Here is a 21990-nt window from a genome sequence, read left to right on the forward strand (position 1 = left end):
ATTGTTGAAGCCGGTCGCGTGACCGCAGAACAATCGAGTTGATAAATGGCGATCCAGAATGGAAATGCCGATGCCGCAGACCTTGGGCTCCGGGCCCTGGTTCTGTTCTTGCGACTTCATGGTGTGAGCACTGACTTCGACAAGATCCGTGATCTTTGCGGAGGCCGGGCGATCGATATCCGCGCAATGCTCCGCTGCGCCGGCGAATTTGATCTCAAGGTCTGCTCGTGGACGACGGATTGGACGCGGCTTGCCAATATCCGGTTGCCCGGAATCGCGGCGCTGCGGGATGGTGGATTTCTGCTGCTCGGCAAAGTCGACGGCAACGAAGCGCTTGTGCTGCATCCGTCGTCGTCGCATCCGCGGCGCGTCACGCGCGCCGAATTCGAGGAAATCTGGGACGGCCGTCTGATCTCGGCCGATTCGCGTCCGGTCGCGCACCAGGCGCTTGATCTGCTCGCTGGTTTGAGCGCGCGCGGGCGCAATCTGATGCGGCAGCTGCGCGAGAGCCTGCTGCGACGCGTCCGCGAGCTTCCAATGTGGTCCGCGCGCCGCGATGTCGCGGTTGAGACCAGCGCAATCGAACCTGACAGCGGCGACGACTCGGGGCCGATGGCGCTGGCGGTCATGCTGCGTTGCCATGGGATCGCGGCCGACCCGGACCAGATTCGACACCGGACCGGTGCGGCCCGCCTCGGCGTCACCGACATCGTCCGCTGCGCCAGGAGTTTCGGGCTGAAGGCCCGGTTGCAGAAAACCAGCTGGAATCGGCTTGCTGTAACGCCGCTCCCGGGGATCGCCGTGTTGCGCGACGGCGGATTCCTGGTTCTCGGCAAGGTCGTCGACGACAAGCTCCTCGTTCAGCGTCCATCGCATCCCCAGCCTCAGATGATGACCCAGGCCGAGCTTGAGGCCGTGTGGAATGGCGACGTCATCTTGATGACGCGGCGCGCGGCGTTGACGGATACCTCCCGGCGCTTTGACATCAGCTGGTTCTTCGGCGCAATCCACAAGTATCGCCGCCTGCTTAGCGAGGTCCTGGTCGCATCGTTCTTCCTCCAGGTCTTCGCGGTCGTCTCGCCGCTGTTCTTCCAGGTGGTCATCGACAAGGTGCTCGTGCATCGCGGCATGAGCACGCTCGACGTGCTGGTCGCAGGCCTTGTCGCGCTCACGGTCTTCGAGACCATCCTCGGGACGCTGCGCGTCTATTTGTTCGCGCACACGACCAATCGTATCGACGTGGAGCTTGGCGCCCGGCTGTTCCATCACTTGATGGCGTTGCCGATTGCATATTTCCAGACCCGCCGTGTCGGCGATTCCGTGGCGCGCGTCCGCGAGCTGGAGAATATCCGTCAGTTCCTGACCAGCTCGGCGCTCACGCTCGTGATCGATCTTCTGTTCACCGTCGTGTTCCTCGCAGTGATGTTCTACTACTCCACGACGCTGACGTTCATCGTATTGGCGTCGTTCCCGTTGTATATTGGCATTTCGGCGGGCGCCGCGCCGCTGTTTCGCCGGCGCCTCGCCGAGAAATTCGATCGCGGTTCCGAGAACCAGGCCTTCCTGGTCGAGAGCGTCTCCGGCGTCGAAACGCTGAAGGCCATGGCGGTCGAGCCGCAAATGCAGCGTCGCTGGGAGGAGCAGCTCGCCGCCTATGTAGCCGCGAGCTTTCGCGTGCTGAGCTTGAACAATACGGCGAGCCAGTCGGTCCAGATGATCAACAAGCTGGTCGTGGCGGCAACCCTGTATTTCGGCGCCCGGCTCGTGATCGACGGCGCGCTGACGGTCGGTGAACTCGTCGCATTCAACATGCTGGCGTCACGCGTGAGCATGCCGGTGCTGCGGCTTTCGCAGATTTGGCAGGATTTCCATCAGGCGCGGCTGTCGATCGATCGGCTTGGCGACATCCTCAACACCATTCCCGAGCCGAGCTCCAGTCCCGGCCGCGCTGCGCTGCCGGCGATCCGTGGCCAGGTCTCATTCGAGCACGCCACGTTCCGCTATCGCCTCGACGGTCCCGAGGTGCTGCACAACGTATCCTTCAGTGTCGATCCCGGGCAAGTTATTGGAATTGTTGGGTCTTCCGGTTCGGGTAAAAGCACCATCGCGAAGCTGATCCAGCGCCTCTACGTGCCGGAAAGCGGGCGCGTGCTTATCGACGGCGTCGATCTTGCGATGGTCGATCTCGCCTGGCTTCGGCGTCAGATCGGCGTCGTGCTGCAGGAGAACGTGCTTTTCAATCGCTCCATTCGCGAGAACATCGCGCTCGCTGACCCGGCCATGCCAATGGAGCGTGTCATCGCGGCGGCCTCGCTCGCCGGCGCCCACGATTTCATCCTGGAGCTGTCCGAGGGGTATGACACTGTCGTGGGTGAACGCGGCAGCAGTCTTTCCGGCGGACAGCGCCAGCGCATCGCGATTGCCAGGGCGCTGGTCACCGATCCACGCATCCTCATTTTTGACGAGGCGACCAGTGCGCTGGACTACGAAAGCGAGCGCGCGATCCAGCAGAACATGAAGCGGATTTCTGCCGGTCGGACCGTCTTCGTGATCGCGCATCGGCTTTCCACCGTACGTCACGCAAACCGGATCATCTCGGTCGAACATGGCCGCATCGTCGAGGACGGCAACCATGATGAGTTGATCCGCTCGAATGGACGCTACGCGAGACTGCACCAGCTGCAGGCAGGTATCCAATGACGCTCGCTAGCCGGAACATCATTCCGTTTCCAAAAGCCGAGGTTCGCCGTCGCGAGCAGGAGATAGCGTTTCTTCCGGCGGCGCTTGAGATCACCGAATCGCCGCCGTCACCGATCGGGCGCGCGATTGGGGCGAGCATTATCGCGGCATTTTGCGTCGCGCTGCTATGGGCATCGCTCGGTCACGTCGATATCGTCGCAACGGCGACCGGCAAGATCGTGCCGGGTGGGCGCACCAAGCTTATTCAGCCGTTCGAGTCGGGCGTCGTGCGTGCGATCCATGTGCGAGACGGACAGCGCGTCAAGGCCGGTGATGTCCTGATCGAGCTGGATCCCACGATGACGGGAGCAGATCAGGAGCGTTACCGCAGCGATCTGCTGGCCGCCGAGCTCGAAGTGGCGCGGCTTCGCGCGGCGCTCGCGGACGATCCGCTCGCGGCTTTCCAGGCGCCGCGCGGCGCAAGCGCCGCGGATATCGATCTGCATCGCCAGTTTCTGGCCAGCCAGCGCGCGGAGCAGCAAGCCAAGCTTGCCGAGATCGAGCGGCAGCAAAGCCAGAAGGACGCCGAGCGGTCGACCATTTCCGCGAACGTCGGGAAGATCCAGGCCACGATACCGGTGCTCACGGAGCGGGTCGAAATCCGGAAAACGCTTCTCGACAAGGCGCTCGGCTCGAAGGTTACCTATCTCTCCGAGTATCAGGACCTGGTCGGCCTTCAGCAGGATCTCATCCTGCAGCAGAGCCGGCTGCGCGAAGCTGACGCCGCCATTGCCTTGCTGAAGGAAACGAGGGAAAGGTCCGCCGCCGAATATCGGCGTACGACCTATGATGCTCTTGCGAAAGCGGAGCAGAAGGCTGCGGGCGTTGCGCAAGAGGTGGTGAAGGCGGAGCAGCGGACAAAGCTGCAGCAGTTGACGGCGCCGGTCGATGGCGTGGTGCAGCAACTTGCCGTTCACACGGTGGGAGGCGTGGTCGCGCAGGCGCAGGCGCTGGCCGTGGTGGTTCCCAGCGAGAGCCATCTCGAGATCGAAGCCATGCTCTCCAATCGCGATATCGGATTTGTTCATCCGGGACAGCAGGCGGAGATCAAGGTCGATACATTCAATTTCACCCGTTACGGGCTCCTCCACGGCGAAGTCCTCAGCGTATCGTCGGACGCGATCACGCGCGACAGACCACAGGGCGCGTCGAATGATCGGGCGCAGGGGAGCGTGCAGAGTGGCAGCGAGTCGAGAGGCCAGGAGCTGGAATATGCTGCGCGCGTCTCCCTCGACCGCACGCAGATGCAGGTCGAGGACAAGCAAGTCAAGCTCGGCCCTGGCATGGCGGTGACGGTTGAGATCAAGACGGGTACCCGCAGGATCATCAGCTATCTGCTCTCGCCGTTGGCAAGACACCAGCAGGAAGCGTTGCGGGAACGATAAGCAAACCGCCGACGTTTGCGCGAACCGCCGTGTTGGCCGTCGCGCATCGCATCGATCTGTGCGGCATACAGTCGAAGCCCGGCATCCCGCCGAAGGTTACCCGGCGGGATACCGAACTGGACGGGTTTCGGCTATTTACGTAGCCGGATCGCCCCGTCGATTTTTGAGTCCTTGCGGACGTGGCCGTTTGCGAGCGACACGTCAAAATAGTTCGCTGCGTGGTCGATTGCGCCAAGTGGTGCCGGCCGACCCGCCAGCGCGATCTTGGGAAGTTCTCTCTGAGGAGGGAGAGGCCGCTCAGCTCCATCAGCGGCCTGATGCGTGGCCCTGTTGTTGTTCGCCCACGCCGCAGACCGATGGTTCAACCCCCAGATCGCTGCCTGGGTTCTGTTCTGAACCCGGATCTTCCGAAGGATCGCCTTGATGTGAACCTTCACCGTGGCTTCGGCAATGCTGATCTTGCGCGCGATGCACTTGTTGGAATCGCCTTCGATCAGGCACTGCAGAATTGAAATTTCCCGCGGCGAAAGTTGCTGGGCAAGCTTGTCATCCGGCTTTGCGACGACATGATTGGCATCGGCGGGTGCGGGAGCATCGTCCACGTCGCGCTTCTCGGCATCGAGGGCGGAGGTGAGGAATGCCGGCGGGAATGCCGTCCCGCCCATCATGACGAGCTCGATGGACTTGATGAACGCGTCACAGTTCATCACGTCGATGAAATAGCCGGTGGCACCGGCCCGGAATGCGGCCGCCAGATCGCTCAGTCGATATTGATCTGCGACGACCGCCACGCGTCCGTCGGCGTGACGGCGCTTGAGGGAGTCGATTTGCTCGATTGTCGGGCGAAAATCATCGCCATTGTGAACAATCAGAAACAATGCCGAAGCAACGGGCACCTTCTGAAGCGCGTCATCGCCTAGCAAATCGTTGGCATCGGTTATTGAAGTAAGGACTTGAAAATTCTCGGAGTTCAGAATTCTGGCAAGACCTTCTTTGCGAAGACTATTTTCACCAACAAGCACAGCAGTAAAAGGATATCGCCGTCTCATGGAAACTCTCCCGGACGCTACAATGATACAGGGGGCGGGTCAGTTGAATCCGGCTCATTCTTCTTGATGGACCGCCCAGCTAAAAAAACGCAACAAAACCACTCTTCAGACTTCGTAGATTTGGACACAAATTTGGGACGAAAAATCCCGAGTCCAGTGTCTCAATATTTAGGAATTTTAAATGCTAATCCCCAATATCCCTATATACCGTTGGTTATAGGCATTTTGGACGCTCGCTTGGGGTTAGTTGGGTCCGTCGCTGCAATCAAACGTTGCGCAAATCGCATGTGCTTGGGCGCTCGGCCAGTAGATTCACGGGGCGCCGCAACAACAAAAGCTTACTGAAAAGCCTCATATTGGAGTAGCTTCTTAATGAAATGGGCGCGTTGCTGAATTGGAGGGACTGAGGGATTGGACGTAAATGAATTTCAGTCGTGTGGTAATTGCTAGCAGATATCCGGTCGTTTTATTGGGTCTGAATTGTCTGCTCGAAGCAGAGCGTGATTTCAAAGTTGTTGCTCGTTGCAATGATGGAGCGAGCTGTTTCAAGGCAATCCGGAGCCTCGCGCCCGACATCGCCATTTTGGACATGTCGATGCCTGACATCTTTGCGCAGGCCACGCCAGATATCGCAAATTCCGGGACGCCTGGTGTGCGGCTCGTTTTCCTCGCCACCTCTGTTGAGGATCGCGATCTCGCCCTGTTGGCGGCAGCGGGGGCTTACGGCGTCATCCTGAGCGAGGAGGAGCCTGAAACCCTTATTCAGATGTTGCGGCAGGTCGCCGACGGCCAGCGAATGTTGCCGCCGCCCGCGTCCGAGGAAGTCATCTCTCGTGCACCGACGGCGATTCCGGTGAAGTATCTTGCGGTGCTGACGGAGCGCGAGCGTCAGATCATGCGTTTGGTGTCGGAAGGCTTGTCGAACAAGGAGATTGGCCGCCGTCTGAAGGTGGCCGACGGAACCATCAAGGTTCATCTCCACCACATCTTCCGCAAACTCGAGATCAGCAACAGGACCGTTCTTGCCACGCTCGCGATCTCATCCTCTACCTGACGGACGAGATACCGGCTGATCTTGGGAAGAACGGCAGCGCCTCCTCGCTAGAGTAGCATGGCCCACGCGATGCTCCGGCAAACCACGACCTTGGCGATGGGCTGATGACGCAATCCTGGTTCTGTCACGGGAGCGAAACGACGCGCAGATTGTTTGTTGTACCCGCTTGTCCAAACGGAATGCCGGCGACGACAACCAGCAGATCCCGGCTTGATGCGAATTGCTCCGCAAGCGCGAATGCAGTCGCGCGTTCGACCATCTCCTCATAGCTGCGAACGTCGTCGGACAGCACGCTGTGAGCGCCCCACAGCAGACACAGGCGGCGGGACACTTCGCGGCTCGGGGTGATGACGAGGATCGGCAAGCTCGGCCGCTTGCGCGCCACGCGCGCGGCGGTCGTTCCGCTCGACGTATAGGCCACGATGGCCTTGGCGTGAACGACGGAAGCGAGGTCGGCCGCGGCCGTTGCCACAGCATGGGGCGCGGTCTGCTCTTCGCCCGGCTGGGTGGCCTCGACGATGGACTTGTGCTGCTCGGTGCTGCGAATGATGCGGTCCATCATCTCGACCGCCTCCTGCGGATAGCGGCCGGTGGCAGATTCCGCCGACAGCATCACCGCATCGGCGCCATCATAGATGGCGGTCGCAACGTCGGAGACTTCGGCGCGAGTCGGCGTGGGGGCGGCGACCATGGAGTCCAGCATTTGCGTGGCGACGATCACGGGCTTCACGGCAAGCCGGCAGGCCCGCACCGATTCCTTCTGACGGCCCGGCACGTCTTCGTGTGGAATCTCGACGCCGAGGTCGCCCCGCGCAACCATGATGGCGTCGCACAGCTGGATGATATCGTCGATCCGCTCAAGCGCTGCTGGCTTCTCGATCTTGGCCATCAGACCGGCACGGTCGCCGATCAGGCTTCTCGCCTCGATGATATCGGAGGGCTTTTGCACGAACGACAAGGCGACCCAGTCGACGCCGAGTTTCAGGCCGAACTCCAGATCGAGACGGTCCTTTGTCGTCAGTGGTGAAAGATCAAGCACCGTCCCCGGTAGATTGACGCCCTTGTGGTTCGAGATCGTGCCACCGACGATCACCTTGGCTTCGATGAAATCGTCACCCAGCCCGGTGACGCGAACGCGGACCCTGCCGTCGTCGATCAAGAGATCGTGACCGGCACGGCCGCAAAGATTTCCCGATGCGGGAGCGGAATCGCGCCACGATCCCCATCCGACCCGGACAGCACGAAGCGGATGGTCTCTCCGGCCGCGACGATGATCTTGCCATCGCGCAAGGTGCCGACGCGGATCTTCGGGCCCTGCAGGTCCAGCAGAATGCCGATGGGCCGGTTGACTTCCTGTTCCAGCTTTCGGATCGCGGCGTGAATCCTGGCGTGATCGTTCTGGGTTCCGTGGCTGAAATTCAGGCGGAACGTATCGACGCCCGCCTCCAGCAGCGCCTTGAGCATTTCGGGAGAACTGCTGGCGGGGCCGACGGTTGCAACGATCTTGGCCCGTCGATGACGACGCATGGATCACCTCATCCTTAACTTGATTCCCGGCTTGCCGGCTCCGATCAGCACGGCGCGGATATCGTTGACGTTGGTCAGTGTCGGCCCGGTGCGCACGAGGTCTCCAAGGCGATCGAAGAATGTGTAGCTGTCATGGGCCGCCAGACAAGCCCGTGCGTCGAGGAGCTTCGCGGCGGCGCGCTGCAGTGTATCCGGACCGATCAAAGCACCAGCCGCATCTTCCGTTCCATCGATGCCGTCACTGTCTCCCGCAATGGCCCAGATATCGGCCGCGCCCGACAGGGCGATGACAAGTCCCAGCAAGAATTCGGTGTTGCGGCCGCCGCGGCCCGCCGGCCCGCGTCCGATTGTGACCGTTGTCTCTCCCCCCGACAGCAGAACCGCGGGGGCCTGGCCTGGCTGAGCATGTATCGCGACTGACCGGGCGATGCCGGCCATCACGGTTCCGAGCTCCCGTGCTTCGCCCTCGATCGCATCTCCAAGGAGGATCGGCGTGAGGCCCTCGTCGCGGGCCACATTGGCCGCAGCGTCGAGCGCCTGGAACGGCGCGGCAAGGATGCGGACATCCGCGTCGATCTCGCCCGGCTTGGGTGTCTCGTCGGCCTGCTCGAGTGCAAGCCGCGCCGCTGCCGGCAAATCGGATTGCAAACCGGTCAACGATCTCTTGCGCATCGGCTCTTGTGCTGCTGTCCGGAAGCGAGGGACCGGAACCGATCGCCGCCGGATCGTCGCCGGGAATGTCCGATATCACCAGGGTCGTGACGCGTGCGGGACGCGCGGCCAGCGCCAGCCGTCCGCCCTTGATCGCCGACAAATGCTTGCGGACGACATTCATCTCGGCAATCGTCGCGCCGCTTGCAAGCAGTGCCCGGTTGACCGCCTGCTTGTCGGCGAGCGTCATCGGGGATGCAGGAAGCGTCATCAGCGCCGAGCCGCCACCGGACATCAGCACGACCACAAGATCATCCGATGAAAGTCCCTCAACGGCGCGCAACATGCGAAGGGCGGCCGCCTTGCTCGTGTCGTCGGGTACGGGGTGAGATGCCTCCAGTACCCCGATGCGGCCCGCGGGAACCGCATGGCCGTGGCGCGTGACCACGACGCCCGAAAGGTCGACGTCAGGCCATGCCGCGTCGAGGCCGGCTGCCATCGCCGCCGAAGCCTTGCCTGCGCCGATGACGATGCATCTGCCCCTGGGCTTTGCCGGCAAGGCAGATGCGATCGTGATCCTTGGATCGGCGCTGGCGATTGCGGCGTCGAAGATTCGTCGCAGCGCAGTGCGGGCTCGCCGGTCAGTCCAGTTCGCGTTCAATCGCTGCACTCCGGCCAATTGGTCCAATGGTCAATGGCTCTCTCGAACGACGCGGCCGTCTCAAATCGAGCGCAGCTTCGGGCCGGGAGAAGTCCTCCGTCAGGGGGCCTTCTCGAGGCTGTCGTAGGATAGCGGTCCCTTTGGCAGATCGCTTTCGCTGTGAGCTGCCGTTGCACGAGGAACCGCGGCACGTGCCGTGCTTTCACTGCCGAGAATGAACGCGCGGCGCAGCGGCTTGATCACGAACACGGCCATGAGGGCTGCGGTGGCGTTGAGCGCGACTGCGACGATGAACACGGCCTGCCAGCCAAACTGGGAGGAGATGATGCTCGCCAGCGGCACGAGCAGCGCCGCAGTCCCCTTCGCGGTGTAGAGCATGCCGTTGTTGGTGGTCGCGTATTTGGCGCCGAACGTGTCGCCCGATGTTGCCGGAAACAGGCTGTAGATTTCCCCGAAAACGCCGAAATAGACGGCGGTGGCCAACACGAAGACAACCGGAATGTGGCCGTAGACCGACAGCGTCAGCAACATCAGCGCCGCAGTCGCGAACGCAATGAACATGGTGTGCTCACGGCCGATATTGTCGGAGATCCAGCCGAAGAACGGGCGGCCGAAACCATCGAACACGCGATCGAGCGAGATGGCGAACGTCAATGCCGCCATCTGGAAGCCGGCCAACTTGACCGGAGTATCGGCGATCTTGAAGTCATGGGCGATTGGCCCGATCTGGGCGGCGGTCATCAGCCCGCCGGAAGCCACCATCACGAACACCAGGTACATCATCCAGAAGATCGGGGCGCGCAACACCTGAACCGGCGTGTAGTCGACCGCGGTCTGCGGCAGATTGAGCTGCTTCCTTCTGGCGGACACGGTGATATCAGGCGGACGGACGAACGTGGCGAGCAGGATAACCGTCAGTCCCTGCCCGATGCCGAACGTCAGGAAGGCGCTCTGGTAGCCGCTTGCGGCAATCATGTTGGCAATCGGCACGACGGTCAGCGCCGCGCCGGCCCCGAACCCGGCGGCGGTCGCGCCCGCGGCCAGGCCGCGGCGGTCCGGAAACCATTTCAGCGCGTTGCCGACGCACGTGCCGTAGACGGCGCCGGCGCCGATGCCGGCAACAATCGCTGCCGCATAAAGCGTGACGAGAGAGGAGGCATACGCGTTCAGCACCCAGGCGAGGGCGATCATCAGCCCGCCGAACATGATGACGATACGGGGGCCGTATTTGTCGACAAACCAGGCTTCCACCGGCACAAGCCAAGTCTCCGTCATCACGAAAATCGTGAAGGCCAGCTGGATCGCGGCGCGGCCCCAATGATATTGCGCGTCGATAGGGTCGACGAACAGCGTCCACCCGTATTGCAGGTTGGCGATCATCGCCATGCAGACGATGCCGATCGCCAGCTGAAGCCAGCGGAAGCCGCCGGGCGATGATACCGGTTTCGTGCTGGAGTTCATGAGTCCCCCCAAAGCAGGAGTTTGTGGTTTTAATGGCTGATGGTCCGGCGGCGTCGGGCTCTCGTCCCGCGGCCGCTTACTGGCAAAATTCGTTGGTCAGTTCGCCGATTCCGTCGATCGCGACGGTGACCGTATTGATCGGCTCTTTCATCACGCCGACACCGATCGATGTCCCGCAGCAGATCAGGTCGCCCGGCAACAGCGTCATGTCGTGTGAAATCTTGCTGACCAACGCCTGCGCGCTGAAGATCATGTCCGCAATCGGATAATTCTGGCGCTCCACGCCGTTGAGGATGGTGCGCACCACAAGGCTTGCAGGATCGAGGCCCGACGCAACAACGGGACCGAAGGGGCCATAGCCATCGAAGCCCTTGGCCCGGGCCCATTGCGGGAAAGTCGGATCGCGATTGAGAATGTCTGCGGCGGTGACGTCGTTGGTGCAGGTGTACCCGAAGATGAAGGCGTCGGCCTGTTCGGGAGCGACCGCGGTGCAGGTCTTGCCGATGACAATGCCGAGCTCGCCCTCGTAGGTCGTCTTGCCGTCGTAACCAGCGGGACGCCTGATCACGGCGCCAGGCGCGGTGACGCTGGTCGGCGCCTTTAGCAGGTACAACGGTTCGGCCGGCTCGGGTGATTTCAGCTTGGCGGCAAGTGCGTGAAAATTGTTCCAGAGCGCGATGATCTTGCTCGGCTGCGTAGGCGCAAGCAACTCGACAGCCTCCACCGCCAGCATTCGTCCAGTCGGCCGCGCGTCGCCGAACATGTCGCCTACGTGTACGGAGATGCCGGACGGCGTGAGTTGCCCGAAGCCGATGTCGGCATGGTGACGAAAGCGGACCCAGCGTGTGACGTTGTTCATCAGGGTCACGCCACCGCAAGCGATTTTGTTTCGGCAACGCCGGCCGCCCCGTCGTAGAGGCCTGCCAGCCTGGTGCGCTGCGCGACCAGGGCCAGCACCGCATCGAGGGCGGGCGTTGCAATCCCCGTCATCCGGCCCATCTCCTGGACGACAGTGATCAGCGGATCGATTTCGACCGGACGTCCGCGCTCGAGATCCTGCAGCATCGAGGTCTTGTGCGCGCCGACCTTGCGCGCACCTTCGATGCGGCGTTCGACATCGACCCGGAACTTGACGCCAAGATTTTCCGCGATCGCCTGGGCTTCCAGCATGATCGCTTTCGACAGCGCGCGCGTGCCGGGGTTGCTGCAGATCACGTCGAGGGTCGCATGGGTCAGGGCGCTGATCGGGTTGAAGCAGACATTGCCCCACAGCTTGAGCCAGATCTCGTCGCGGATGCGATCGAGAACCGGCGCCTTCATGCCGGCTGCCGCGAACAGGGCGGAAAGGTTCTCGACCTCGGGGGTGATCTCGCCGGAGGGTTCGCCCAGCGGAAAGTTGTTGCCGTAGACGTGGCGGATCACGCCGGGCGCTTCGATTTCGGTGGCGGGATACACCACGCAGCCGATCGCGCGCTCGGGGCCGAGTTCCTTCCATTGCCGTCCGCCGGGATCGATGCTCTCGAGCGCCGATCCTTCGTGCCGTCCGCCGTGCTTGTAGAAATACCAATAGGGAATGCCGTTGACGGCGGTGACAATGCGGGTGCGCTGACCGAGCAGGGGCTGCATGCGTTCAATGACGCCGGTGATCGAGTGCGCCTTGAGGCAGACGATGACGAAATCCTGCTCGCCGAGCTCGGCGGGATCGTCGGTACAGCGCGGATGTACCACGCGCTCCTCGTCGCCGATCAGGAGCTTCAGACCGTTCTGTCGCATCGCGGCAAGGTGCGCGCCGCGCGCGACCAGGCTAACATCCGCGCCAGCGCGCATGAATTCGACACCGAGATAACCGCCGATGGCGCCGGCGCCGTAGATGCAGATCCTCATGAAATCCTCGCGAGCAGAGTGGGGACCCAGTTCGAGCCGCTGCGGCTCGAACTGGGTTGCGTGGCAGTTGTCTTGGAAAATTCTGTCAGGCCGCCTGCACTGCGCAGGTGGCCTCGTCGTAAGCAGTGGTGATGTCCCGCATGCTGACGACGCCGACGAGCCGGCCGTTGTCGATGACGGGGACATGGCGGATGCCGTGCCGGCCCATGAGATGTTCGGCATCCGCGAGCGTGTCCTGCGAATTGCAGGACACCAGTGGCCGCGAGATGAACTGCGCGACTTTCACGGCAAGCCCACCGGTGCCGTGTTCGGCGATCACAGCGACGACGTCGCGCTCGCTGAACATTCCGATCACCGCGGCGTCCTTGCTGCCCGAGACGTTCCTGACCACGACTGCGCCGACATTGCTCGCGTACATCAGGTTCGCCGCAATGCTCACGGTTTCGTTCGAGCCGATCGTCACGAGGTGCGGGCTGTTGCGAAGGATGTCCCCGACGTACATGGCAGCGTTCTCCCGTTTGTCTGATCAGGTCGTTGTAAAATAATCGTTGTATACATTATCCCAGTTGTCAAACAAAAGAATCAGAAAGATTTTGAGGAAAACGGCAAATATACTGACCAATCGGGCGATCTCTGCAGCTTGACTCCTGGTGTAATTGGCATGCCACATGCCAAACCTGACGCTCGTCCTTCGGACGCAATACCGTTCTGAATCGCAACTGGTTAGGGGCAGGGTCGTGATGAAAAGAGCGCCGATCCGGCGCAAGCCGACCGAACCCGATTTTCGCGCGCAGCCGGATCCGGACGCACGAGACGGCGGCGTTCAATCTGTCGATCGTGCGCTGCAGATCCTGGAGACGCTTGCAGAGGACGACGAAGGCTATCGGCTGACCGATCTCGCGATCCGCACCGGCTTGTCGCCGTCGACCGTTCATCGGCTGCTGACGACGCTCGAGAACCGCAGATTCGTGCAGTTCGACCGCGACGAATCCAAATGGCACATCGGCGCGCAAAGCTTCGTGGTCGGCTCGACCTTCATGCGCCGGCGGAATTTTGCCGCGCAGGCCTTGCCCTATCTGCGCAAGCTGCGCGACCAGACCAGGGAAACCGCCAACCTGGCCGTGGTCGATGATGAGTCCATCATCGTCGTGTCCCGCATTGAAAGCCGGGAGATCATGCGTTCGCTGACCAAGGTGGGCGGACGCGTCGCAATGATCGCCTCGGGCGTTGGCAAAGCTGTGCTGGCAACCTATTCCGATGCCGACGTCAACGCGATCATCCGCCGTCAGGGCATGCCGCGGCTGACGGAAAAGTCGATCGTGCGGCCCGGCGAGCTGTTCAAGGAACTGGAGAACGTGCGGCGCCAGGGCTATGCGGTGGATGATGAAGAGGCCCGCCTCGGCCTGCGCTGTGTGGCTGCGGTCGTCTTCAACGACTGCAGCGAGCCATTTGCCGCGGTTTCGGTATCGGGCACGGCGGACCGGCTGACGAACGAACGCTTGCCGGACATCGGTACGATCGTGCACCAGATCGCAGCCGAACTCACGGCCGAGCTTCGCGGGAGCCGCACGCAGCAAGGGCAGGCGTGAGGCTTTTCGCATTTTCGTCCATCACGATTTCCATTTCTCCGCTGACCCTAATCTCTTGAAGACACCCACAAAATCGTGGGCGCTGCCATAGCGTGGAAAATCCCATCGATTGCGTTGAGATCGATGCGCGCGGGTCTGATGATCATGCTCAGGCCAACTCCTAGCGAAGCGGGATCATCAGATGAAAATGCGAGCAATCGATGCAGCAGTGCGCATTCTCGAACGCGAAGGGATCACGTGCGCGTTCGGCGTTCCCGGCGCCGCGATCAACCCGCTTTACTCCGCGCTGAAGCGGAACGGTTCGATCCGGCATATTCTGGCGCGGCACGTCGAAGGCGCCTCGCACATGGCGGAAGGCTATACAAGGGCGGAGGCGGGCAATATCGGCGTCTGCATCGGCACATCGGGACCCGCCGGAACCGACATGATCACCGGCCTCTACTCGGCGATCGCGGATTCGATCCCGATCCTCTGCATCACCGGTCAGGCGCCGCGGGCGCGGCTCTACAAGGAAGATTTCCAGGCCGTCGACATCGAGGCGATCGCAAAGCCGGTGACGAAATGGGCCGTCACCGTCCGCGAGCCGGCGCTGGTGCCGCGCGTGTTCAGCCAGGCCTTCCATGTCATGCGGTCGGGACGGCCCGGACCGGTGCTGATCGATCTTCCGCTCGACGTGCAACTGGCCGAAATCGAGTTCGACGACGAGACCTACTCGCCGCTGCCGGTCTACAAGCCGACGGCGACCCGCAAGCAGATCGAGAAGGCGCTCGAGATGCTCAACGCCGCGGAGCGGCCGCTGATCGTGGCCGGCGGCGGCGTGATCAACGCCGATGCATCCGAGCTGCTGGTCGCCTTCGCGGAAGCGGTCAACGTCCCGGTGGTTCCGACGCTGATGGCGTGGGGCGCCATTCCCGACGATCACGCGCTGATGGCGGGGATGGTCGGCCTGCAGACCAGCCATCGCTACGCCAACGCCACGATGCTGGAATCCGACTTCGTGCTCGGCATCGGAAATCGCTGGGCCAACCGGCACACCGGTTCGATCGAGACCTACACGAAGGGGCGCAAATTCGTCCATGTCGACATCGAGCCGACCCAGATCGGTAGTGTCTTCAATCCGGATCTTGGCATCGTGTCGGACGCCAAGGCCGCGCTGGAGATGTTCGTGAGCGTCGCCAAGGAGTGGCGCAAGTCAGGGAAGCTCCGCGATCGGCAGGCCTGGCCTGCCGCCTGCCGCGACCGCAAGCGTTCGATGCTGCGCAAGAGCCACTTCGACAACATCCCGATCAAGCCGCAGCGCGTCTACGAGGAGATGAACAAGGCCTTCGGCCGCGACACCTGCTACGTGACGGTGATCGGATTGTCGCAGATCGCGGGCGCCCAGTTCCTCAACGTCTATCGTCCGCGCAACTGGATCAATGCTGGCCAAGCCGGTCCGCTCGGCTGGACCCTGCCGGCCGCCCTCGGTGTGCGCGCCGCCGACCCCGACCGCGACATCGTCGCGCTGTCGGGTGACTACGACTTCCAGTTCCTGATCGAGGAACTCGCGGTCGGGGCGCAGTTCAATCTGCCCTACTACCTACTGTTCTTAAAGCGTGAGTCGTGATTCAAGGTCGGGATGATACCCGAAGCAAGAGAAGTCCACCTTTCGAGGAAAGATCGCAAGGTGCTTGAGGCGTGTTGCCGCTCCCCGGTGACGTTGCAGCGCGATTTGAAGCGGGCGCGGATAGTTCTGTTGGCGGCGGATGGACGCAGCACTCGGTCGATCGCCAAGGAAGTTGGGGTCCAGCCGCGGATTGTCAGCCTTTGGCGGCATCGCTATGCCGACCAAGGCCTTGAAGGGCTGCAAGACAAGCCGCGACCGGGCAAGCAGCCAATCTATACGAAGGCCACCGACAAGCGGATTCTGAAGCTGCTGGACAAGCCGCCGCCGGACGGGTTCGCACGCTGGACCGGGCCCCTGCTGGCCGGGGCGCTGGGCGATGTTGACGTCCAATATGTCTGGCGGTTCCTGCGCAGCCACAAGATTGACCTCGCGGCTCGTAAGTCCTGGTGTGAGAGCAACGACCCGAACTTTACGGCCAAAGCCGCCGATGTTGTCGGCCTCTATGTCGCCCCGCCCGCGAAGGCCATTGTGCTGTGCGTGGACGAGAAGCCCTCGATCCAGGCTTTGGAGCGAGCGCAGGGTTATCTGAAGTTGCCCAATGGCCGCGCCTTGACCGGCCAGAGCCACGATTACAAGCGGCATGGCACCACAACATTGTTTGCGGCGCTCGAAGTCGCCACCGGAAAGATCATCGCGGCGCATTCAAAACGCCGACGCCGCGTCGAGTTTCTCGACTTCATGAACAGCGTCACCGCGGCTTTTCCGAACCGGAAGCTTCACGTCATCCTCGACAACCTCAACACCCACAAGAAGAACGAGCATTGGCTCAAGGCCCACCCCAACGTGCAATTTCATTTCACGCCGACAAGTGCGTCTTGGCTCAATCAGGTCGAGGTATGGTTTTCGATCTTGCAGGGGCAGTCGCTCAGCGGCACCTCCTTCACAAGCCTCACGCAGCTTCAGGAGCACATCGATGCCTACGTCAACGCATACAACGACAGAGCCGAGCCCTTCGTCTGGACCAAGAAAAAGGTCCGTCAACGCCGTTTCAAAGGCCGCCGTATCACTCAGCTCTGATTCTGGGTACTACATCCACGTCGTCGTGAACAATTCATATCTCGGCTTGATCCGGCAGGCCCAGCGCGGCTTCGACATGGACTATCACGTGCAGCTCTCGTTCGAGAACATCAACGCGCCCGAGATCGGCGTCTACGGTGTCGACCACGTCACCGTCGCGGAGGGGCTGGGCTGCAAGGCGATCCGGGTGACCGACCCGAACGACGCCCAGGCGGCGTTCGCGACCGCGCGCGAATTGATGGCCAAGCACCGCGTGCCCGTGGTGGTGGAGTTCATCCTCGAGCGGGTCACCAACATCGCGATGGGAACGGAGATCGACAACATCGTCGAATTCGAAGAGGTGCTCGACCTTCCGCTCGATGAGGTGCCGAGCGCAGCACGATCCGGCACGCTGTTGCCGGCCTGACGACATCATTAGCGCTGCCTCAAGCGGAGATACCAACCGTGCCTCAATTTGCTGCCAACCTCACCATGCTCTTCAACGAGTTGCCGTTCCTCGATCGGTTCGCGGTCGCCAAGGCCGCCGACTTCAACGCGGTCGAGTATCTTTTTCCCTATGACTACGACAAGAGCGAATTGCGGGAGGAGTTGGCGCGGTCTGAGCTGACCCAGGTGCTGCACAATCTTCCGGCCGGCAATTGGGCCGCGGGCGAGCGCGGCATTGCGATCCTGCGCGATCGAACCGATGAATTTCGCGACGGCGTCGCGCGCGCGATCGACTATGCGAAGGCACTGGATTGCCGGCAGCTGAACTGCCTGGTCGGCATCGCCCCCACTGGCGCGGATGCGGCAGAGCTGCACGAAGTCCTGGTGTCCAATCTGCGCTTCGCCGCCGGCGCGCTCGCCCAGCATGGCATCAAGCTTCTGGTCGAGCCGATCAACACGCTGGATATTCCGGGCTTCTTCCTGAGCGGGACGGAACAGGCGGTGCAGCTGATCTCCGACGTGCGGTCGCCCAACCTGTTCATCCAATACGATATCTATCACATGCAGATCATGGAGGGCGATCTGGCGCGAACCGTCGAGAGGCATCTCGGCCGGATCGCGCATGTCCAGCTCGCCGACAACCCGGGCCGTCATGAGCCGGGGACCGGCGAGATCAACTATTCATATCTGTTCAAGCATCTCGACAGCATCGGCTATCGCGGCTGGATCGGATGCGAATACAAGCCGCGGACGACCACGCTCGAGAGCCTTGCCTGGCATGCCGCGCAGACTTTCGTGACCTAGAGCGTTTCCGTTCCGATTGAACCGGAACGGAGCTCTCAATTTTATGTTTTGACGCGTTTTCTTCACGCGAACCGGTATCCGTTTCGCTAGAAAACGCCCTCATCGGGCTGACAGGAGCGACGACAATGAAAGACATTGGATTCATCGGGCTGGGCACCATGGGACGTCCGATGGCCGGCCATCTCCTGGCTACCGGCTATCGCCTGTTCCTGCACGACGTCGCGCCTCTGCCGCCCGACCTGATCGCGAACGGCGCCGTCGCGTGCGAGTCCGGCAAGCAGGTCGCGCAGGAAGCCGATGCCGTCATCATCATGGTGCCGGACACGCCGCATGTCGAAGCCGTGCTGTTTGGCAAAGGTGGCGTCGCCGAGGGCGTCTCCAAGGGCATGATCGTGGTGGATATGAGCTCGATTTCGCCGCTGGCGACCAAGGAGTTCGCGCGGAAGATCGATGCGCTCGGGGCCGACTATCTCGACGCGCCGGTCTCCGGCGGCGAGGTTGGCGCAAAGGCGGCAAGCCTGACCATCATGGTTGGCGGGCGGGAGCGGGCGTTCAACGCGATGAAGCCCGTGTTTGATACCATGGGCAAGAACGTCACGCATGTCGGCGCCAACGGTGACGGCCAGACCACCAAGGTCGCCAACCAGATCATCGTGGCGCTGACCATCGAGGCGGTGAGCGAGGCGCTGCTGTTCGCGTCCAAGGCGGGCGCCGATCCTGCGCTGGTGCGCCAGGCGCTGATGGGCGGCTTTGCGTCGTCCCGGATCCTTGAAGTGCACGGCGAGCGCATGCTGAAGCGCAATTTCGATCCGGGCTTCCGCATCGAGCTGCATCAGAAGGATCTCAACCTCGCGCTGGAAGGCGCGCGGGCCCTTGGGCTGTCGCTGCCGGGCACTGCCGCAGCCCAGCAGCTGTTCAACGCCTGCACCGCGCTCGGCGGCAAGGCCTGGGACCATTCCGGCATCCTGAGAGCGCTGGAAGTGATGGCCGGCCACGAGGTCGCAGCCGCCTGAGCTTCATGCGAAGGAGTTGATGAGACATCGCAGGCCCGGTTGGTGCCATGCCAGCTGGGCGGACGATGGGTGGCGTCGATGGGGGCCCGGCTGGCGCCGGATCCGGCCGCCGCCCTGCGCTGAGCATTGCAACGCAGGGGTCCATTCCATATAGGTCATGGAATTGTCCGACCGGATGGTCAATAAATGGCGCTCAGACCGGCCCTGGCAATGGACAGGGCCGGACTGGGCTGAGAAATTTGCCGTTGTTGATTCACGTCTGACGACGACGGCTGAACGGCCGGCTGGTGGAACGGACGAGACATGGCCCGATCGCGCGCCAAGGACTATGACGACAAGCGCCTCTCGATGCTGCATCGTGCGGCCGAGCTGTTTGCCGCATCGGGATATGTCGGCACGTCGATGAATACGATCGCCGACGCGTGCGGTGTCTCGAAAGCGCTGCTCTATCACTATTATCCCGACAAGGAGGCGATCCTCTTCGATCTCCTGTCGTCGCATCTCGAGCGGCTGGTGGCGTCGGTTCGCAAGGCGAGCGCCTCGGCCGGCGATCCGGTCGAGCGCCTCGGGACGATCGTCACGACCCTGCTCGAGCTCTACCGGCATGCCGACGCCGAGCATCAGGTCCAGATCGCAAGCCTCAGGCTGCTGCCGGAGCAAAAGCAGCAGCCGCTGCTCGCAAGCGAGCGGATACTGGTCGGGATCATGTCGGATGCGCTGGCCGCCGCCGTGCCGGCGGCGAAGCAGAAGCGCGTGCTCAAGCCGCTGACGATGAGCGTGTTCGGCATGCTGAACTGGCACTATATGTGGTTTCGCGAGGGCGGGCCGATGACCCGCGCCGATTATGCCGACTTCGTCGTGCAGTTGGTGCTGGCCGGTGCGGAGGAAGCGGCTGCCGCCGTTGCCCGGCCGCGCAGCAAGGCGAAGCCCGCCGGCCGGAGCCGGCAGGCTGCGCTGCTCTGAAGCGGGCCCTCGGCGGATCCTAGGTTCGCATCGCATTCATGGTCAGCAGTTCATAGGTCGCCGCGGTCTCACCTGTACCGGTCGTGATCTCGACGTCCCAGCGCACCTCGCCATATTGCTTATTGCGCGGCGTTTTCTCCTTCGCGGTCAGCCGCACCTGGATTTGTTCACCCGGTTGGACGGGTTTCACGAAGCGCAGCGAGTCCAGCCCGTAATTCGCCAGCACCGGGCCGTAGTCGGGATCGACGAACAGGCCGGCCGCGAACGACAGCAGCAGATAGCCATGCGCGACGCGGCCGGGGAAGAACGGATGTCCCTTGGTCGCTTCCTCATCCATGTGGGCGTAGAAGGTGTCGCCGGTGAAATGCGCGAAATGCTCGATGTCGTCGAGCGTGATCTGCCGAGCCTTCGAGACCAGCGTGCGGCCGATCTCGAGATCGTCATAGTGATAGCGGAACGGGTGAAGGTCACCCTCGAGCACTGGGCTGCCCTTGAACCAGCGGCCGGTGACGCCTGACAGCATCGCGGGCGAGCCCTGCAGCGCGGTGCGCTGCATGTAGTGCTGCAGGCTGCGGACGCCGCCGAGTTCCTCGCCGCCGCCGGCGCGGCCCGGGCCGCCGTGAACCATCTGCGGCATCGGCGAGCCGTGGCCGGTGTGTTCCGTCGCGCAGTCGCGGTCGATGATCGCAACGCGGCCGTGAAAACTGCCGATGCCGAAGGCGAGCTCGGTCGCGGTCGGGATATCATGCGTGTAGACCGATGCGACGAGGCTGCCGCCGCCGCGGTTGGTGAGCGCGATGGCCTGGTCGAGATCGTCATAGCCCATCACGGTGCTGACAGGCCCGAACGCTTCGATCTCGTGCACCGCTGTTGCGGCAACCGGGTTGGCGCAGTGCAGCAGCAGCGGCGGGACGAAGGCGCCGCGCCTGGCGTCGGCGTCGACCAGCGGGAAATTGCCGGGATCGCCGGCCACCAGCTCGGTCTCAGTGCGAAGCCTGGCCACATGCGCAAGCACATCGCTGCGCTGGCCGAGGCCAACCAGCGGCCCCATCCTGACCTTCTCGTTTTCGGGATTGCCGATCGTGACTTTGGCGAGACGCTCGCGCAGCGCCGTGATGACCGCGTCGATCTGCGCCGACGGCGCCAATGCGCGGCGGATTGCCGTGCATTTCTGCCCGGCCTTGACCGTCATCTCCTTGGCCACTTCCTTGATGAAGAGGTCGAACTCCGGGCTTCCCGGCGCGGCGTCGGGCGCGAGGATCGCGGCGTTCAGCGAATCGCGTTCCGCGATGAACCTGACGGCTTCGCGCGCGATCACCGGATGGCGCTGCAGTTTTTGCGACGTGTCGGCCGAGCCGGTGAAGGACACCACGTCCTGGCAGGTCAGGTGATCGAACAGGTCGCCGGTCGATCCGACGATGAACTGCAGCGCGCCTTCCGGCAGCGCCCTGGATTCGGCGATCAGCCGGGCCAGTTCGTAGGCGACATAGGAGGTGACGGTTGCCGGCTTGGTGACGACGGGAACGCCGGCGAGCAGCGCCGGTGCCAGCTTCTCCAGCATGCCCCAGCACGGGAAATTGAACGCGTTGATGTGCACGGCAACTCCGTGCAAGGACGTCACGATGTGCTGGCCGGCGAATGCGCCGCCCTTGGAGAGCCCCTCGACATTGCCGTCGAGCAGGAATTTGATGTTCGGAAGCTCGCGGCGGCCCTTGCCGGCATAGGCGAACAACGTGCCGATGCCGCCATCGACGTCAATCATCGCGTCGGTGCGCGTGCAACCCGCCTGGAACGACAATTTGTAGAGCCGGTCCTTGTGCTGGCTCAGATAGTCGGCCAGCGCCTTCAGCAGGCCCGCGCGCTGATGAAACGTCAGCTTGCGGAGATTGTTGCCGCCGACCGTGCGGCCATAGGCGAGGATCTCCCGCATGTCGAGATCGCTCCGGGTCGTGAACGCCACCACATCGCCGGTCACGGCACTGTGAATCTCGGCCGCGGGTTCGCCGGAGCCGGTCCATTTTCCGCAGACGAAGCTGTCGAGTTTCATGATGGTATCCGCGCTCCGCGCGCCACTGGATTGAGGCTGTGTCATCGAAGTTGA

At 62.7% G+C, this 21990-nt stretch carries 14 protein-coding genes and 4 pseudogenes; 10 read left to right on the forward strand and 8 right to left on the reverse strand.

Annotated features, from left to right (window positions below; translation table 11 throughout):
* Positions 1–45 precede the first annotated feature (45 nt).
* Both HAP54_RS20515 and HAP54_RS20520 read left to right on the forward strand, forming a co-directional pair.
* Entirely contained in the window at positions 46–2700 is a 2655-nt protein-coding gene (locus HAP54_RS20515; protein ID WP_166303264.1) for a type I secretion system permease/ATPase, read from the forward strand.
* On the forward strand, positions 2697–4124 hold the full coding sequence (locus HAP54_RS20520) for an HlyD family type I secretion periplasmic adaptor subunit (RefSeq protein ID WP_166303266.1): 1428 nt from the start codon (positions 2697–2699) through the stop codon (positions 4122–4124). The genes HAP54_RS20515 and HAP54_RS20520 overlap by 4 nt, the downstream gene beginning before the upstream one ends.
* A gap of 131 nt (positions 4125–4255) precedes the next feature.
* Here HAP54_RS20520 and HAP54_RS20525 read toward each other — a convergent pair whose 3' ends face one another.
* Positions 4256–5173, reverse strand: coding sequence for a LuxR C-terminal-related transcriptional regulator (locus tag HAP54_RS20525; protein WP_166303269.1), 918 nt, complete (start codon positions 5171–5173; stop codon positions 4256–4258).
* A gap of 421 nt (positions 5174–5594) precedes the next feature.
* On the opposite strand from HAP54_RS20525, the gene HAP54_RS20530 reads away from it, so the two are divergent.
* On the forward strand, positions 5595–6227 hold the full coding sequence (locus HAP54_RS20530; RefSeq protein WP_224741853.1) for a LuxR C-terminal-related transcriptional regulator: 633 nt from the start codon (positions 5595–5597) through the stop codon (positions 6225–6227).
* 124 nt (positions 6228–6351) lie between these two features.
* Here the strand turns inward: HAP54_RS20530 and pyk are convergent.
* The 6 genes and pseudogenes from pyk to HAP54_RS20560 form a co-directional block, all read right to left on the reverse strand.
* A pseudogene (gene pyk / locus HAP54_RS20535) lies at positions 6352–7754 on the reverse strand (pyruvate kinase).
* A gap of 3 nt (positions 7755–7757) precedes the next feature.
* A pseudogene (locus HAP54_RS20540) lies at positions 7758–9066 on the reverse strand (glycerate kinase type-2 family protein).
* Positions 9067–9165: 99 nt separating this feature from the next.
* Positions 9166–10527, reverse strand: a complete 1362-nt coding sequence (gene oxlT / locus HAP54_RS20545; protein WP_166303272.1) for an oxalate/formate MFS antiporter — start codon at positions 10525–10527, stop codon at positions 9166–9168.
* 76 nt (positions 10528–10603) lie between these two features.
* A complete protein-coding gene (locus HAP54_RS20550) occupies positions 10604–11386 on the reverse strand; it encodes a fumarylacetoacetate hydrolase family protein (RefSeq protein ID WP_166303275.1) in 783 nt (260 codons plus the stop codon).
* Between the two features lie 5 nt (positions 11387–11391).
* The gene (locus HAP54_RS20555; protein ID WP_166303278.1) at positions 11392–12411 is read right to left on the reverse strand and encodes a 2-dehydropantoate 2-reductase; all 1020 of its coding nucleotides are present in this window, start codon (positions 12409–12411) and stop codon (positions 11392–11394) included.
* Positions 12412–12496: 85 nt separating this feature from the next.
* Positions 12497–12913: a CBS domain-containing protein gene (locus HAP54_RS20560; protein WP_166303282.1), complete on the reverse strand. Its 417-nt coding sequence runs from the start codon at positions 12911–12913 to the stop codon at positions 12497–12499.
* Positions 12914–13151: 238 nt separating this feature from the next.
* Between HAP54_RS20560 and HAP54_RS20565 the strand changes: the two genes are divergently transcribed.
* The 7 genes and pseudogenes from HAP54_RS20565 to HAP54_RS20595 all read left to right on the forward strand — a co-directional run bounded on the left by HAP54_RS20565 (position 13152) and on the right by HAP54_RS20595 (position 19889).
* Positions 13152–14000, forward strand: coding sequence for an IclR family transcriptional regulator (locus HAP54_RS20565; protein ID WP_166308127.1), 849 nt, complete (start codon positions 13152–13154; stop codon positions 13998–14000).
* Positions 14001–14181: 181 nt separating this feature from the next.
* Positions 14182–15576 (forward strand): annotated as a pseudogene (gene gcl, locus HAP54_RS20570) (glyoxylate carboligase); the annotation flags it as partial.
* 42 nt (positions 15577–15618) lie between these two features.
* Positions 15619–16683 (forward strand): IS630 family transposase, encoded by a 1065-nt coding sequence (locus tag HAP54_RS20575; RefSeq protein WP_166204319.1) that lies wholly within the window; start codon positions 15619–15621, stop codon positions 16681–16683.
* 10 nt (positions 16684–16693) lie between these two features.
* Positions 16694–17089, forward strand: a pseudogene (locus HAP54_RS20580) (thiamine pyrophosphate-dependent enzyme); the annotation flags it as partial.
* 38 nt (positions 17090–17127) lie between these two features.
* Positions 17128–17913, forward strand: a complete 786-nt coding sequence (gene hyi, locus HAP54_RS20585; protein WP_166303284.1) for a hydroxypyruvate isomerase — start codon at positions 17128–17130, stop codon at positions 17911–17913.
* Between the two features lie 125 nt (positions 17914–18038).
* Complete coding sequence (locus HAP54_RS20590) at positions 18039–18926, forward strand: 2-hydroxy-3-oxopropionate reductase (RefSeq protein ID WP_166303287.1); 888 nt, start codon at positions 18039–18041, stop codon at positions 18924–18926.
* Between the two features lie 303 nt (positions 18927–19229).
* On the forward strand, positions 19230–19889 hold the full coding sequence (locus HAP54_RS20595; RefSeq protein WP_166303289.1) for a TetR/AcrR family transcriptional regulator: 660 nt from the start codon (positions 19230–19232) through the stop codon (positions 19887–19889).
* A 19-nt stretch (positions 19890–19908) separates the two neighbouring features.
* Here the strand turns inward: HAP54_RS20595 and paaZ are convergent, their stop codons facing one another.
* Positions 19909–21936, reverse strand: coding sequence for a phenylacetic acid degradation bifunctional protein PaaZ (gene paaZ, locus HAP54_RS20600; protein ID WP_166303292.1), 2028 nt, complete (start codon positions 21934–21936; stop codon positions 19909–19911).
* Between the last annotated feature and the right edge of the window lie 54 nt (positions 21937–21990).

It is taken from the genome of Bradyrhizobium sp. 2S1, assembly GCF_011516625.5.
In the GTDB taxonomy this organism is placed as follows: domain Bacteria; phylum Pseudomonadota; class Alphaproteobacteria; order Rhizobiales; family Xanthobacteraceae; genus Bradyrhizobium; species Bradyrhizobium septentrionale.